The sequence below is a fragment of the Arthrobacter sp. LAPM80 genome, assembly GCF_046736435.1.
Lineage (GTDB): Bacteria > Actinomycetota > Actinomycetes > Actinomycetales > Micrococcaceae > Specibacter.
The window spans coordinates 221,911-236,728 of sequence record NZ_JBCHVD010000002.1; the positions used below are offsets into that span (position 1 = coordinate 221,911).

The following is a 14,818-nucleotide window of genomic DNA, read 5'->3' on the forward strand; positions in this document are numbered from 1 at the left end:
AGTCTGTAGTGTCTTTTAGCCCCACCCAGTCAGTGACCAATGCCCCCCTCTCCGAGCTGGACCCGGAAATCGCCGCTGTCCTGAAGGACGAGCTTGCCCGCCAGCGCGACACGCTGGAAATGATTGCCTCCGAAAACTTTGCCCCCCGCGCAGTCCTTGAAGCCCAGGGCTCCGTCCTGACTAACAAGTACGCCGAAGGCTACCCGGGCCGCCGCTACTACGGCGGCTGTGAAGCTGTCGACGTGGCCGAGAACTTGGCCATCGCGCGGGTGAAGGACCTGTTCGGCGCCGAATACGCAAACGTCCAGCCGCACTCAGGTGCGCAGGCCAACGCCGCAGCACTCGCCGCCATGATCAAGCCGGGCGACAAGATCATGGGCCTCTCCCTGGCCCACGGCGGCCACCTGACCCACGGCATGAAGCTGAACTTCTCGGGCAAACTGTACGAGGTTGCCGCCTACGAAGTTGAGCCCGACACCTTCCGCATCGACATGGACAAACTGCGTTTGCAGGCCATCAAGGAAAAGCCGCAGGTCATCATCGCCGGCTGGTCCGCTTACCCGCGCCAGCTCGACTTCGCCGCATTCCGCGCCATCGCCGACGAGGTTGGCGCCCTGCTCTGGACCGACATGGCGCACTTCGCCGGCCTGGTTGCGGCAGGCCTGCACCCGAGCCCGGTGCCGTACTCCGACGTCGTCACCTCCACTGTTCACAAGACCCTCTCCGGTCCCCGTTCAGGTGTCATCCTGGCCAAGGCGGAATGGGCCAAGAAGCTGAACTCCGCAGTGTTCCCGGGACAGCAGGGCGGCCCGCTCATGCACGTCGTCGCAGCCAAGGCAGTTGCCTTCAAGGTTGCAGCCGGCGAAGAGTTCAAGGAACGCCAGGCTCGCGTACTTGAAGGCGCAAAGATCATTGCCGAGCGTTTGAACGCGCCCGACGTTGCCGAGGCCGGCGTGTCCGTGCTGACCGGCGGCACCGATGTCCACCTGGTCCTGGTTGACCTGCGCAACTCCGTCCTGGACGGCCAGCAGGCCGAGGACCTCCTGCACAGCATCGGCATCACCGTGAACCGCAACGCCGTTCCGTTCGACCCCCGCCCCCCGATGGTCACCTCCGGACTGCGCATCGGCACCCCGGCACTGGCCACGCGTGGCTTCGGCGCCCCGGAGTTCACCGAAGTTGCCGAGATCATCGCCGCGGCACTGAAGGGTGGCGCAGACGTTGACGCGCTCAGCGCCCGCGTCAAGGCGCTGACCGCCAACTTCCCGCTGTACCCCGGTCAGGAAGAATGGTAAATCGCATGACTGCTCAAATCCTTGACGGCAAGGCTACCGCCGCAGCCATCAAAGCCGAGTTGACAGAGCGTGTTGCAGCACTCGCTGCCCGTGGCGTCACCCCGGGCCTGGGTACCATTTTGGTTGGCTCGGATCCGGGCTCGCAGTGGTACGTGGGGGGCAAGCACAAGGACTGTGCCGAAGTTGGCATCAAGTCCATCCGCATCGACCTTCCCGAGACGGCCACCCAAGACGAGGTCCTGGCCGCCGTCCGCCGGCTCAACGAGGATCCCTCCTGCACCGGCTACATCGTGCAGCTGCCCTTGCCTCAGCACATTGACCAGGACGTGGTGCTTGAAGCCATCGACCCGGCCAAGGATGCTGACGGCCTGCACCCCATGAACCTGGGGCGCCTGGTCGCCAACGTGAACCGTCCCATGACATCCCCGCTTCCGTGCACGCCCAAGGGCTGCATTGTCTTGCTGGAACGCCACGGAATCTCACTGAACGGCAAGCGTGTGGTTGTGGTTGGCCGCGGCGTAACCATCGGCCGGCCCATGGGCTTGCTGCTGACACGCCGCGACGTCAACGCCACAGTGGTTCTGGCCCACACCGGAACTCGCGACCTCGCCGCTGAACTGCGCGACGCCGACGTGGTGGTTGCCGCCGCAGGTGTGCCGCACATGATCAAGGCCGCTGACCTGAAGCCCGGCGCCATCGTGCTCGACGTCGGAGTCAGCCGCGTGGACGACGGCAACGGCAAGGCAGTTGTCACCGGTGACGTGGAGCCCGCAGCAGCGTCGGTTGCCAGCTGGATCTCCCCGAACCCGGGCGGCGTTGGCCCCATGACCCGCGCCATGCTGTTGGCCAACGTGGTTGAGGCCGCAGAGCGCGCCTAGCGTTTCCCGCTCAGTGATTCATGGGCAAAGGCGGACGACGGCGGAACTTTAGTTCCGCCGTCGTCCGCCTTTTCGTGGGGGGTGAGGAATCTACCTTTCGATCGATTCGACCCGTTCGGGGCGCCCATCCACCCACGCCACCAGTAGGCGGACGTCTTCGGGCAAGGTCGCATCCGTGTAATGGACGCTGACAGGAGCACCGGTTTCCTCCAAGGCGATGTCATAAAGCAGGGCATCGGGCCAATTGCGGGCCGGCGGTTCTGCAGCTTGGAGGGCCAAGTGGGCGCGGGCCACCGCCCCGGCAAAGTCCCGCGCAGCAGGTTCCGGCAACGTTTGTGCGTCCAGCTCGGTCTGGGTGACCATGCCGGCAATCCCGCCGCCCCTGCGAATCGTCAGCTTCATGGAAGGACGCCAACCTCTTTCCATGCGTTGTGGACAATGTCCTGTTCGGTGGAGCTGAACAAGGCCCCGGCAACGTCAACGGTGGCTTGGGCGGCCTCATCGAATTGCGAGTTGGGGCGCAGGCGGGTTGTCAGCACCTCGTACCAGATCTTTCCCGTCTTCTCCCAGGAGTTCCCGCCCATGGCCGTGGCGGCCAGAGCGAACGCGTGGTTGGGGATGCCCGAGTTGATGTGCACCCCGCCGTTGTCATTGCGGGGATCGTTGTTGTCCGGCAGGTCCACGTAGTCATCCATGTGGCCGGGCTGCCTGTCGCCCGAGTAGGCTGTGCCGGGCTTCATCATGGAGCGCAGGGCCGTCCCCAGTGCTGGCACCAGGATCCCTTCCCCGATCAGCCAGTCCGCCTCGGCGGCAGACTGGCCCAGGCTGTACTGCTTGACCATGGAGCCAAAGACGTCGGAGAAGGACTCATTCAGGGCCCCCGACTGTTTGCTGTAGACAAGCCCGGCCGTCAGTTCAGTGACGCCATGGGTCAGTTCATGCCCTATGACATCAAGGGAACGGGTCAGTCCGCCAACCTGGAAGATTCGCCCGCTGCCGTCGCCGTAGACCATTTGGGCTCCGTCCCAGAAGGCGTTGTCGAACCCGACGCCGTAATGCACGGAGGAAATCAGCTCCAGACCCGCCCCGTCCAGGGAATTGCGGTGGTACACATCGCGGTAAAATTCGTATGTTGCGCTGCTGCCGTCGTAGGCCTGGTTGACGGCAGCGTCCTCCACCGGCGGCTGGCCCCAGTCACGGGCCCGCGTCCCTGGCAGGAAAGTGCGCCCATTGGTTTTGTTGTCATAGACGGTCAGGCGTCGCTGCGGGGTGACCGCGAAGCCCACCATCTGCCCGATGTTCAGGTTGAGCTGGCGGTTCAGCCGGCCCATCACCGCGCGTTGGGAGCGGATGGCGGCGGAGGTGGCCAGGGCGCGGACAGCAGCCTCGCGCTGTTTGGGGGTCCCGTCTACTGCCAGCCGCCCCAGCATGTCCGGCGGGGCAATGCTGCAAAGGGCCCGCCCATAGCTTCTTGACATGTCCTTGCCTCATCTTCCTGTGGTGGTGGGAATTTCAGTGCTAACCAAGACGCTGTTTAGCTGAGCAGCGGGATGCGGAAAATCTGGCCGGGGAAGATCAGGTTGGGGTTAACGATGGTGTCCCTGTTGGCGTCGAAGATGTCGGTTGCCGTGGTGTTTTGCCCCTGCTGCAGAGCGATCTGGGTGAGGTTGTCCCCGCTTTTGACCTCATAGAGCTTGAAGCCCGCCAGCGCCGTGAACAAAGTGACACGGATCAAGTTCAGGTCAGGGCCGGGCGGGTGGATGCCGGATGGATCATCGCCGAAGACCTGCAAAGTCACGTGGGCGCCGCGGGCCGGGGTGTTTCCCAGGGTCACCACGTTGCCAAAGTCGTGGATAACGCCCATGGAGCCGGCCCCGTGGACGTTCCCGCTGCCCAAGGTGTGCCCGGCGTTGTCCAAGACTTTCCACAGGACCACTGCCTCAAAGCCGGTGCCGAAGCCCGCAATGACAAACGCCTTGCCGATCACGTCATTGTGGCGCGGCTGGCGAACCTCGATCATGCGTGGAGTAACCATGATGCCCTCCCGAGTCATTGTCCACCATGATGCCCCTGATAATGGCCCATGGCAAGGACAGGTTTGCCAGCCTGCACGCATGGGGCCAAGCCACGCTTGGCCAGGACCCCGGACACAAGGGTTTTGGCGGTGGTCTCAAAATGCCAGTCGCCGGACGGTCACCGCCGAAGCAACAACGCCGTTCCCTGCATGTACCCGCCACGCCGCCTCGGTGATGGGTGCTGGTTCGGCGCACTTGAGCGCAACCCGCCAGCCGACGTCGTGCGTCCGGCGGACAAGCCCCCGTTCGCCGCTGGTGGAAGGCGGTCCCGCCACACGCCGCCATTTGAGAGAATGGGTGCATGACTTCTCTTGGAACCGGCAAATTGTCCAAACCCAGCAAATACACAGGCATGGGCACCATTGTGCTGGCGCTCGTATTCCTGGTGGCGCTGGTGTTTGCCGCCAACAACAGCACAGTGCTGGGGTGGATCATTGCCGCCATCGCGTTCGGCTGGCTGGTCCTCTCCACAGTGGTGTACATCGGCGTCCACAAGGCTGCTGCGTTTGGTGCCCGCCAGGTTGCCCTGGCCCAGGCCCAGATGTCCCAGCAGAACAGTGCCAATGCCCCGTCCGACGGCGGCACCCGGCTCGTGTCGCAGGACTCAGGATCGCGCACGGCCGAGAAGGCACGGGATCTGAAGCTTGACCACTCCTTCAAGATCATTAATGTCCAGGTGGGCGTGGTTCAGGAATACCTCGGCAAGGACCCTGAGATGGTGGCCCGCGCCCTGGACACCATTGACATCACGGCCGCCAACGGCCGCGGCATGATCAACCCGAACTGGGAAGCCCAGGAAGCAAAGATGGACGCAGCCATGGCGAAGAAGAACGCCGAGCGCCAAGCCGGGGAATCCGGAAACGCCAAGGGCCAGCCCGCAAATACCACTGACGACGGCGACGAGCCCGTCAGCGGCGTCGTCATCGACTGACCGGAGCTTTTCGACCCACGGCGGCCTCATTCCCGCCAAGACATGGAAACGCAACGGGTAGCCGAGGATTCAAGGCCCCTGCAGGTAAGGTGTAACAAGTGAGCAACGGTATCGAAAACGGTCGTTTAAGGATCGCAAGCGTCAACGTCAACGGCATCCGTGCCGCCTACAAGAACGGCATGGCCGCGTGGCTGGACGGGCGCGACGTCGACATCCTGTGCCTGCAGGAAGTCCGCGCACCGGATGCCATCGTTGAGGGCTTCCTCGGCGAGGACTGGCACCTCCTGCATGCTGAGGCCGAGGCCAAGGGCCGCGCGGGTGTCCTGATCGCAACCCGCAAGGACCGGATCGAGCCCGTCGCCACCCGCGTCGGCATTGGCGAGGACTACTTCGCCACCACCGGACGCTGGGTCGAGGCCGACTACGCCCTGACAGCCTCCGACGGGACACCCACCACCTTGAGCGTCGTCAGCGCCTACGTGCACTCGGGCGAGGTTGGCACCCCCAAGCAGGAGGACAAGTTCCGCTTCCTTGACACCATGATCACCCGTCTGCCCGAACTTGCCGCCGCCAGCGACCACGCCCTCGTGGTGGGCGATTTGAACGTCGGGCACAAGACGCTTGACATCAAGAACTGGAAGGGCAACGTCAAGCGCGCAGGTTTCCTGCCCGAGGAACGCGCCTACTTTGACAGGTTCTTTGGCGAGGAAATCGGCTGGAAGGACGTGGCCCGCGAACTGGCCGGCGAGGTTGACGGCCCGTACACCTGGTGGTCCAACCGCGGACAGGCCTTCACCAACGACACAGGCTGGCGCATCGACTACCACATGGCCACCCCGGCCCTGGCATCCAAGGCCATCGAATCGGTCGTTGACAGGGCCGAATCCTATGAATCCCGCTTCTCAGACCATGCCCCGCTGGTCGTCGATTACAAGTTCTAAAGGACTCCCACATCAATGAGTGAAACCACAGTCCGCCCGCGCGTACTCTCGGGCATGCAGCCCTCCGGTGACTCCCTGCACCTTGGCAACTATCTTGGCGCCCTGGTCAACTGGGTCAAGAACCAGGATGACTACCAGACGCTGTTCTTCATCCCGGACATGCACGCCATCACCGTCACCCAGGATCCTGCCGAACTCCGCGCCCGGACCCGCAAGACAGCCGCACAGTACATTGCCGGCGGCATCGACATTGAGAAGTCGACGCTGTTTGTGCAGTCGCACGTGCCCGAACACGCCCAGCTGGCCTGGGTGCTGAACTGCATCACGGGCTTCGGCGAGGCATCCCGGATGACCCAGTTCAAGGACAAGTCGGCCAAGGGCGGTGCCGACGTCGCAAGCGTCGGCCTGTTCACCTACCCTGTGCTTATGGCTGCAGACATCCTGCTGTACCGCCCCGAGGGGGTCCCGGTGGGCGACGACCAGCGCCAGCACGTTGAACTCGCCCGGGATCTTGCCAAGCGCTTCAACCACCGCTTTGGCGACACCTTCACCGTGCCGGAGGCCTTCATCCAGAAGGAAGGCGCGCGCATTTATGACCTGCAAAATCCGACGTCGAAAATGTCCAAGTCCGCGTCGGGCCCCAACGGGCTGATCAACATCCTCGATGATCCCAAGGTCACGGCCAAACGCATCAAGTCGGCCGTCACCGACGCCGGAACCGTCGTTGCGCACGACAGGGAGAACAAGCCGGGCGTCACGAACCTGCTTGAAATCCTGTCCACCCTGACGGACAAGCCCGTTGACGCCCTGGTGGCTGACTACGACGGCAAAATGTACGGCCACCTTAAGGTCGATGTTGCAGAGGCGGTTGTGGCCAGGCTTGAGCCCATCCGCACACGCACCCTTGAACTGCTTGACGACCCGGCGGAACTTGATTCGCTGCTGGCCCGTGGGGCGGAAAAGGCGCGGGAGATTGCCTCCGTCACCCTTGCCGACGTTTACGCAAAGGTTGGTTTCCTGCCTCCCCTTGGGACGGTCCGATAGCCATGCCGGGCATTGGTCAAAGCGGGGGGTCCCCCGCCCCGCACGCCGACAGCCTTGGCGTCATCATCTCCCTTCCGGCTGACCTCGCAGCCGAGCTCAGCGCACGCCGTGACCGTTTCGCAGGCCCGGATGCCGCCGTCGTGCCTCCGCACATCACACTGGTGTCGGGCCGTGCAACGGACTCTTGGGAGGAGGCTGCCGAGCATGTTCGCAAGGTCGCCGCGGCGGGGGAGCCGTTCACGATTTCGCTGCGCGGCACGGGTACTTTTGAGCCCTTGTCGCCCGTTGTCTATCTGAATGTGGAGGACGGCGCCGAGACCTGTTCCCATCTTCACCAGGAATTGGTGGCAGGACCCGTGGAACACCTGCTGGAATATGATTTCCACCCGCACCTGACGATGGCCCATAACCTGGATCCGGAATCCATGGAGCTGGCGAAAGCGGACATGGCAGGTTTCGAGGCCGACTTTGAAGTCACAAGCATTGGGCTTTTTGACTATCTTGCAGACGCCTGGGCCCTGCGTGAGGAGCTGGAACTTGGGGGAGCACGAGAGCAGTAGGCAGGCACAGGCGGTGCACCTGCCCGGGCCGACCGCGCCGGGAGTGATAGCAAGGAAGCCCATGGCTGCGCCGCTGAAGGCACCGCCAAGCCCGTCGTACCTCGACATCTGTGTAGCAGTTGTTGGCCCAAAAACATCGAAAAACACCCAAATCGTTCCAATATCTGCCACACAGATTTCCAATATCTGCCACACAGATTATGAAAAGGGGCAACGGGAACGTAAAAGCGCGGCACCCGCAGCAGGACCTGCCCCGAGTGGTCCGGGGCATCCAAGACCTTGACAGGGGAACTGCCCAAGATGTAAACCGAGAGTGACCTGCGGTCTGTTGGGGCGGCCAGGGCGGCATTCAGTCCGTCCGTGCGGGCCATCGTGCAACACGTACGGAGGTTGGCATGAAATCTCGTACAGGAGTCCGACTACTGTCCATGGCCGGGGGTGCGGCCCTGCTGGCGGCCACCTGCGTGGCCGCTTTTCCCACGCCCCCGGCGCCCCGGGCGGAGTATCCCGCAGTGGTTCCAGCGGTGAGCAACTTTGTTCAGGTCAACAGCTCCGCGACACCGCCCACCCAGGCCCAATGCGCCTCCGTCGGCCGGCGCTGTTTCACCCCGCAGTCCACCAGGGCGGCTTACAACGTGAACCCGCTATATGCCGACGGCCACGACGGCACAGGGATTACCATCGCGATCGTTGACTCATACGGCAGCGACACGATGGCTCACGACCTGCACGTTTACAATCAAGCCTTCAATCTCCGGCCGATGTGCGGTGAGGAAGCAGTGACGTGCACGCCCGGCATGCCAACTTTCAGCCAGCTGCACCTCCAGGGCTCGCCCGCCACGAAGGCGCCGCCGCCCAAGAGCAAGGGAACGGGACAGGAAAACAAGTCGGCATGGGCGCTGGAAGTTGCCCTTGACGTGGAAACCGCCCATTCAATGGCACCGGGGGCGAACATCTTGCTGGTCACCACCCCCACCGCTGAGACACTCGGGGTTCAGGGTTTCCCACTGATGATGGCCGCCGAGCAGTATGTTGTGGACCACCACCTGGCCCAGGTGATCTCCCAGAGCTTCGCCTCGGCTGAGGATGCTTTCGGCAGTGCCAAGTCGCTGCAAAACCTGCGCCACGCCTTCATTGCAGCCGCACAGAATGGCGTTACCGTGTTGGGTTCCTCCGGTGACGGGGGAACAGCCAACGGAGGCAAGTCCCCTGTGCGCGGCCCCAACGCTGGGCAGCCTTTCCCTTTCCCGACCGTTGAGTGGCCGGCGTCGGACCCGCTCGTCACAGGTGTAGGCGGAACGTACCTGTGCACCGATCCCACCGCGACCGCTACTCGTGTTGTGGACAGCGCCAGCCCGCCAGCCAAGTGCCAAGCCAACCCCGGTGTTGCCGAAGTTGGGTGGACGTTCTCCGGTGGTGGATTCAGCCATATCTTTGCCCGCCCCGACTACCAGGTAACGCTGCCGTCCGGGAGTACACCGATCGGGGCCATGCGCGGCGTTCCGGACATAGCCCTGCAGGCGAGTGCCGGCACTGGGGCACTTGTGTACTTGACGCTGCCACCAGATGGACTCAGCGGACTGCGCTGCGGGGACGTGCCCTGCAGCACCGGCTGGTATGACATCGGCGGAACATCGCTGTCTTGCCCGCAATGGGCCGGGCTGGTGGCCATCGCCGCGCAAATGAACGGCGGCGGCCTGGGCCCCATCAACCCTGCACTGTACAAGATCGGGGCGGATTCCGCGGCGTATGCCAACGACTTCTACGACGTCACCACTGGCAACAACACGGCCGACCCAACCATCGCCGGCTACCCGGCAACCACCGGGTGGGATCCGGTCACCGGCCTCGGCACCCCGAATGCGGCGAAATTGCTCCCTGACCTTGTCGCAGCGGTGCGCGCCGGCTGACAGTCAAACTGCCCCACAAGAAATGGGGGAGTGGCCAACGCGGCAGAGCTTAACGTAAAAGCGCCGCCCCCACAAGGGGAGCGGCGCTATCGCGAACAGGAACGACTAGATCTGGCGGGCCAGGATGGCCTGCTTGACCTCTGCGATTGCCTGCGTGACCTGGATGCCGCGGGGGCATGCTTCGGTGCAGTTGAAGGTGGTGCGGCAACGCCACACGCCTTCCTTGTCGTTGAGGATCTCAAGGCGCATGTCGCCTGCATCATCGCGTGAATCGAAGATGAAGCGGTGTGCGTTCACGATCGCGGCCGGGCCGAAGTACTGCCCGTCGGTCCAGAACACGGGGCAGGAAGACGTGCACGCGGCACACAGGATGCACTTGGTGGTGTCGTCAAAACGCGCACGGTCCTCGGCGGACTGCAGGCGCTCCTTGGTGGGGGCGTGATCACGGTTGACCAGGAACGGCATGACCTCGCGGAAGGACTGGAAGAACGGCTCCATGTCCACGATCAGGTCCTTCTCAACCGGCAGGCCCTTGATGGGCTCAACGGTGATGGGCTTGGTCGTGTCGAGGTCCTTCAGCAGCGTCTTGCAGGCAAGGCGGTTGCGGCCGTTGATGCGCATGGCATCTGAACCACAAACACCGTGTGCGCATGAGCGGCGGAAGGACAGCGAGCCGTCCTGCTCCCACTTGACCTTGTGCAGGGCATCCAACACGCGGTCTGTGCCGTACATGGTCATCGTGAAGTCTTCCCACGTGGACTCTTCCGAGACCTCGGGGTTGTATCGACGGACACGCAGCGTGACGTCGAAGGTGGGGATTTCTCCGCCGCCGCCGAGGTGTGCTGGCAGTTCAATCTTTGATGCCGGCTCCGGCAGTTCAGTTTCGGCGCTCATTAGTACTTCCTCACCATCGGCTGGTAACGGGTAACGACAACGGGCTTGGTTTCCAGACGGATACCGGCAATGTGCTCTTCCGAGCTAGCTGCGGTGACACCCGAGTCAAGGTAGGCCATGGAGTGCTTCATGAAGTTCTCATCGTCGCGGTCCGGGAAGTCCTCGCGGTAGTGTCCACCGCGTGACTCCTGGCGGTGCAGTGCCGCAACTGTCATGACCTTGGCCAGTTCAAGCAGGAAGCCAAGCTCAACGGCCTCGAGCAGGTCAAGGTTGAAGCGCTTGCCCTTGTCCTGGACAGTGATGCGGCTGTAGCGCTCCTCGAAGGAGGCGATGTCGGCCAGCACCTTGTCAATTGACGTGGCGGTGCGGAACACCTGCATGTTGGCGTCCATGGTGTCCTGCAGATCCTTGCGGATCAGGGCAACCTTTTCGCCGCCGTCGGAGTTGCGGACGTGGTCAAGCAGCGCGCGGGTGTCTGCTTCGGGGTTCTCCGGGAGCTCAACCCAGTCGGCACCCTTGGCGTATTCGGCAGCGGCCACACCGGCGCGCTTGCCAAAGACGTTGATGTCGAGCAGAGAGTTGGTGCCCAAACGGTTTGAACCGTGGACGGAGACACAGGCAACCTCACCGGCGGCGTACAGGCCGGGAATGATGGTGTCGTTGTCCTGGAGGACCTCGGTGGTGATGTTCGTGGGAACACCGCCCATGGCGTAGTGGGCCGTGGGGAACACCGGAACCGGCTCCGTGTACGGCTCGACGCCGAGGTAGGTGCGGGCGAACTCGGTGATGTCCGGGAGCTTGGCATCGATGTGAGCCGGCTCCAGGTGCGTCAGGTCAAGGAGCACGTAGTCCTTGTTGGGGCCGCAACCGCGGCCTTCGCGGACCTCGTTGGCCATGGAACGGGCGACGATGTCGCGCGGTGCCAGGTCTTTGATGGTGGGGGCGTAACGCTCCATGAAGCGCTCACCGTCCGAGTTGCGCAGGATTGCGCCCTCACCGCGGGCTGCCTCGGAGAGCAGGATGCCCAAACCGGCAAGGCCTGTCGGATGGAACTGGAAGAATTCCATGTCTTCCAGGGGGATGCCCTTGCGGAACGCGATGCCCATGCCGTCACCAGTGAGGGTGTGTGCGTTGGAGGTGGTCTTGAAGACCTTGCCTGCACCACCTGTGGCCAGAATGACGGACTTGGCCTGGAAGATGTGCAGTTCGCCGGTGGCGAGGTCGTAGGAGACGACGCCGGCAATCTTCTTCTGCAGGTAGATGGTGCCATCCTCGCGGGTGGCTTCCTCTTCAACCGTCAGCAGGTCAAGTACGTAGTACTCGTTGTAGAACTCAACGTTGTGCTTGACGCAGTTTTGGTACAGGGTCTGCAGAATCATGTGGCCGGTGCGGTCGGCGGCGTAGCATGCGCGGCGTACCGGCGCCTTGCCGTGGTCGCGGGTGTGGCCACCGAAGCGGCGCTGGTCAATGCGGCCTTCGGGCGTGCGGTTGAACGGCAGGCCCATCTTTTCCAGGTCGATGACGGCGTCGATGGCTTCCTTGGCCATGACCTCCGCGGCATCCTGGTCGACCAGGTAGTCGCCGCCCTTGACCGTGTCAAAGGTGTGCCACTCCCAGTTGTCCTCTTCCACGTTGGCCAGTGCGGCACACATGCCGCCCTGGGCTGCACCTGTGTGGGAGCGGGTGGGGTAGAGCTTGGTCAGGACAGCGGTGTGGGCACGCTGGCCGGATTCAATGGCGGCACGCATTCCTGCGCCACCGGCCCCGACGATTACGACGTCGTATTTGTGGACCTGCATACTGGATGCTCTTTCTCTCATTTACTGCATTAAAAGCTTGTGTTCACTTCGTGCAACCCCGGGCCTAAGCCCCAGAGGATTCCCCTGAAAAAAGTTAGGGAACGGGGCAGAAGGACGGTAGGTCAATGACAGCGCCAGGAGGGCAGGGGTCAAAGGTGAAGATGACCAGGGTGCCCAGGATGATGATGACGGCGGAGGCGATGTACAGGACCGTCTTGAGCGTCATTCGCGTACCGGCACGCTCGGCGTAGTCGTTGATGATGGTGCGGACACCGTTGGTGCCGTGCAACATGGCGAGCCACAGCATGGCCAGATCCCAGAACTGCCAGAACGGATCGGCCCACTTGCCGGCAACGAAGCCGAAGTCGATGGCGTGGATGCCTTCGCCAACCATCAGGTTCACGAACAGGTGCCCGAAGATCAAAACGATCAGGACAACCCCGGAGAGGCGCATGAAGAGCCAGGCAACCATCTCAAAGCTTGAGTTGGAGCCCTTGCCGCGCTTGTACTTGGGTGACTGCGCGCTGTTGGAGCGCGGTGCAGCGATGGAGTCGGTACTCAATTTAGTGACCCCCGAAGAAATTGGAGAAGACAATGGTGAGGTGACGGATCAAGAACGGAATCATGGTCACGGCCCACAGGGCGAGAACACCCCACAGCATTTGACGCTGGTACTTGGGGCCCTTCTTCCAGAAGTCGATCGCAATGATGCGCAGGCCGTTGAAGGCGTGGAACACGATTGCTGCGACAAGGGCGGCTTCGCCCAAGCCCATGATGGGGTTTTTATACGCCCCAATAACTGCTGTGTACGCTTCGGGGGACACGCGCACCAGTGAGGTGTCCAAAACGTGCACCAACAAGAATATAAAGATAACTACACCGGTAATCCGGTGTCCCACCCAGGACCACATGCCTTCTCGGCCGCGGTACAGAGTGCCAGCTGGTTTTGTCGGCACTAGTAAACCTTCCCTGCGTCACCGTTGCGCTAGCGTGGTTCCACGCGGGGAAACGCACACGGCGTGAGCACTCATACTTGAGCCTAAATTTAGGCTTAGCTAACAGCATATTCAACTTAGGCACTCCTTGCTCTATGCGGCAAATCACAGCCGTGTCACAAAAGGCCGGTGTATGGGGGTTTTCGCGGCAGTTTTGGCTGCATTGTTCAAAGTACGACGGCGTGTCCCCGGCCTCCACCTGTGGGTGGAACTTTTTGCTGTCCCCACTTGCGCCGTCGCCGTTCTGACGGGGGCATCGATTATGGTGGAGAGGATGAATACGCAAAATTTGGTTGACCCCGGTCAATTCGCAACGGATCCACTGGACCGCTTTTATGCAGTGATCCCGGCAGGCGGAGTCGGCACCAGGCTGTGGCCGCTGTCCCGTGCCGCCGCGCCGAAGTTTCTCCATGACCTCACGGGCAGCGGCAGCACACTGATCCGTGCCACCTATGACCGGCTCGAACCGCTCAGCGGCGAAAAGGTCCTCCTTGTCACAGGGGAGGCGCATCGGGAAGCCGTGTGCCGCCAGATTCCCGAGATTCTCGACGCGAACCTTGTCCTGGAAACCGAGCCCAAGGATTCAGGCGCCGCCATCGGCCTGGCCGCTGCCATCCTGTTCACCCGGGATCCGGCCACGATCATGGGGTCCTTCGCCGCCGACCAGGTGATCAGCCCGGTGGAGAAGTTCCAGGACGCCGTGCGCGAGGCGATTTACACTGCCGCCACGGGCAAGATTGTGACGATCGGCATCAAGCCGACGCACGCTTCGACAGGATTTGGCTACATCCGTATCGGGGAGCCTTTGACCGTGGATGGGGCACCGCGCGCGCACACGGTGGCGAAGTTCGTTGAAAAGCCCAATGAGGAAATCGCCGAACAGTACCTTGCAAGCGGGGAATACAGCTGGAACGCCGGCATGTTCGTCGCCCCTGTCGAATTGATGCTGCACCACCTCAAGGCCAACGAGTCTCTCCTCTATGAGGGCTTGATGGAAATCGCGCTGGCCTGGGACACCCCTGACCGGATTGCCGTGAAGAACCGCGTCTGGCCCACCCTGCCCAAGATCGCCATCGACTACGTTGTGGCCGAGCCCGCAGCGGACGCGGGCGACGTCGCCGTCATTCCGGCCGACTTCAGCTGGGACGACGTAGGTGACTTTGCCGCGATTGCGCGGCTGAGCAGTGCCAAGGAAAACAAGAACGTCAAGGTCATCGGCGAAGGCGCCCGCGTGTTCACCGAGGACAGCACGGGCATCGTTGTCACGGACACCACGCGCGTGATCGCGTTGATCGGTATCCAGGACGTGGTTGTCGTGGACACTCCCGACGCGTTGCTTGTGACGACCCGCGCCCACTCTCAACTGGTCAAGAAGGCCGTCGACGGGCTCAAGGCGCAGGGCGAAACCGGAGTCCTGTAATCCCCGCCCCTCCCGAAGTGAAGCCGCTGGCGCGTCTTCACTTCGGGCCCCTCGGGCGCGTGGGCCCCGTGGCGGC

General features: G+C 62.9%; 15 protein-coding genes. 8 read left to right on the forward strand and 7 right to left on the reverse strand.

What is annotated here, in order from left to right; all coding sequences use genetic code 11:
* Positions 1–8: 8 nt before the first annotated feature.
* Positions 9–1,295 (forward strand): serine hydroxymethyltransferase, encoded by a 1,287-nt coding sequence (glyA, locus tag AAGW05_RS03350; RefSeq protein WP_411803051.1) that lies wholly within the window; start codon positions 9–11, stop codon positions 1,293–1,295.
* On the forward strand, positions 1,289–2,173 hold the full coding sequence (locus AAGW05_RS03355) for a bifunctional methylenetetrahydrofolate dehydrogenase/methenyltetrahydrofolate cyclohydrolase (protein WP_411803052.1): 885 nt from the start codon (positions 1,289–1,291) through the stop codon (positions 2,171–2,173). Before glyA ends, AAGW05_RS03355 begins: the two co-directional genes overlap by 7 nt.
* 90 nt (positions 2,174–2,263) lie before the next feature.
* Here AAGW05_RS03355 and AAGW05_RS03360 read toward each other — a convergent pair whose 3' ends face one another.
* Genes AAGW05_RS03360 through AAGW05_RS03370 form a run of 3 tightly spaced genes read right to left on the reverse strand, consistent with a single transcriptional unit; the run spans position 2,264 to position 4,208 of the window.
* A complete protein-coding gene (locus tag AAGW05_RS03360) occupies positions 2,264–2,575 on the reverse strand; it encodes a protealysin inhibitor emfourin (RefSeq protein WP_411803053.1) in 312 nt (103 codons plus the stop codon).
* A complete protein-coding gene (locus AAGW05_RS03365; RefSeq protein WP_411803054.1) occupies positions 2,572–3,651 on the reverse strand; it encodes a M4 family metallopeptidase in 1,080 nt (359 codons plus the stop codon). Before AAGW05_RS03365 ends, AAGW05_RS03360 begins: the two co-directional genes overlap by 4 nt.
* 56 nt (positions 3,652–3,707) lie before the next feature.
* A complete protein-coding gene (locus tag AAGW05_RS03370; protein ID WP_411803055.1) occupies positions 3,708–4,208 on the reverse strand; it encodes a Gmad2 immunoglobulin-like domain-containing protein in 501 nt (166 codons plus the stop codon).
* Between the two features lie 341 nt (positions 4,209–4,549).
* Here AAGW05_RS03370 and AAGW05_RS03375 point away from each other — a divergent pair, with 341 nt between their 5' ends.
* The 5 genes from AAGW05_RS03375 to AAGW05_RS03395 all read left to right on the forward strand — a co-directional run bounded on the left by AAGW05_RS03375 (position 4,550) and on the right by AAGW05_RS03395 (position 9,634).
* A complete protein-coding gene (locus AAGW05_RS03375; RefSeq protein ID WP_411803056.1) occupies positions 4,550–5,179 on the forward strand; it encodes a hypothetical protein in 630 nt (209 codons plus the stop codon).
* 98 nt (positions 5,180–5,277) lie between these two features.
* Complete coding sequence (locus AAGW05_RS03380) at positions 5,278–6,120, forward strand: exodeoxyribonuclease III (RefSeq protein ID WP_411803057.1); 843 nt, start codon at positions 5,278–5,280, stop codon at positions 6,118–6,120.
* A 15-nt stretch (positions 6,121–6,135) separates the two neighbouring features.
* A complete protein-coding gene (gene trpS, locus AAGW05_RS03385) occupies positions 6,136–7,164 on the forward strand; it encodes a tryptophan--tRNA ligase (protein ID WP_411803058.1) in 1,029 nt (342 codons plus the stop codon).
* Between the two features lie 2 nt (positions 7,165–7,166).
* A complete protein-coding gene (locus AAGW05_RS03390; protein WP_411803059.1) occupies positions 7,167–7,724 on the forward strand; it encodes a 2'-5' RNA ligase family protein in 558 nt (185 codons plus the stop codon).
* Positions 7,725–8,119: 395 nt separating this feature from the next.
* The gene (locus AAGW05_RS03395) at positions 8,120–9,634 is read left to right on the forward strand and encodes a hypothetical protein (protein WP_411803060.1); all 1,515 of its coding nucleotides are present in this window, start codon (positions 8,120–8,122) and stop codon (positions 9,632–9,634) included.
* Between the two features lie 105 nt (positions 9,635–9,739).
* Here the strand turns inward: AAGW05_RS03395 and AAGW05_RS03400 are convergent, their stop codons facing one another.
* From AAGW05_RS03400 to sdhC, 4 genes are all read right to left on the reverse strand, one after another.
* Positions 9,740–10,528 (reverse strand): succinate dehydrogenase iron-sulfur subunit, encoded by a 789-nt coding sequence (locus AAGW05_RS03400; RefSeq protein WP_411803061.1) that lies wholly within the window; start codon positions 10,526–10,528, stop codon positions 9,740–9,742.
* Positions 10,528–12,327, reverse strand: coding sequence for a succinate dehydrogenase flavoprotein subunit (sdhA, locus tag AAGW05_RS03405; RefSeq protein ID WP_411803194.1), 1,800 nt, complete (start codon positions 12,325–12,327; stop codon positions 10,528–10,530). Before sdhA ends, AAGW05_RS03400 begins: the two co-directional genes overlap by 1 nt.
* A 94-nt stretch (positions 12,328–12,421) precedes the next feature.
* Complete coding sequence (locus AAGW05_RS03410) at positions 12,422–12,889, reverse strand: succinate dehydrogenase hydrophobic membrane anchor subunit (protein WP_411803062.1); 468 nt, start codon at positions 12,887–12,889, stop codon at positions 12,422–12,424.
* A gap of 1 nt (position 12,890) precedes the next feature.
* Positions 12,891–13,283, reverse strand: coding sequence for a succinate dehydrogenase, cytochrome b556 subunit (sdhC, locus tag AAGW05_RS03415; protein WP_411803063.1), 393 nt, complete (start codon positions 13,281–13,283; stop codon positions 12,891–12,893).
* Between the two features lie 313 nt (positions 13,284–13,596).
* On the opposite strand from sdhC, the gene AAGW05_RS03420 reads away from it, so the two are divergent.
* Positions 13,597–14,742, forward strand: coding sequence for a mannose-1-phosphate guanylyltransferase (locus tag AAGW05_RS03420; protein WP_411803064.1), 1,146 nt, complete (start codon positions 13,597–13,599; stop codon positions 14,740–14,742).
* The last annotated feature ends 76 nt before the right edge of the window (positions 14,743–14,818 follow it).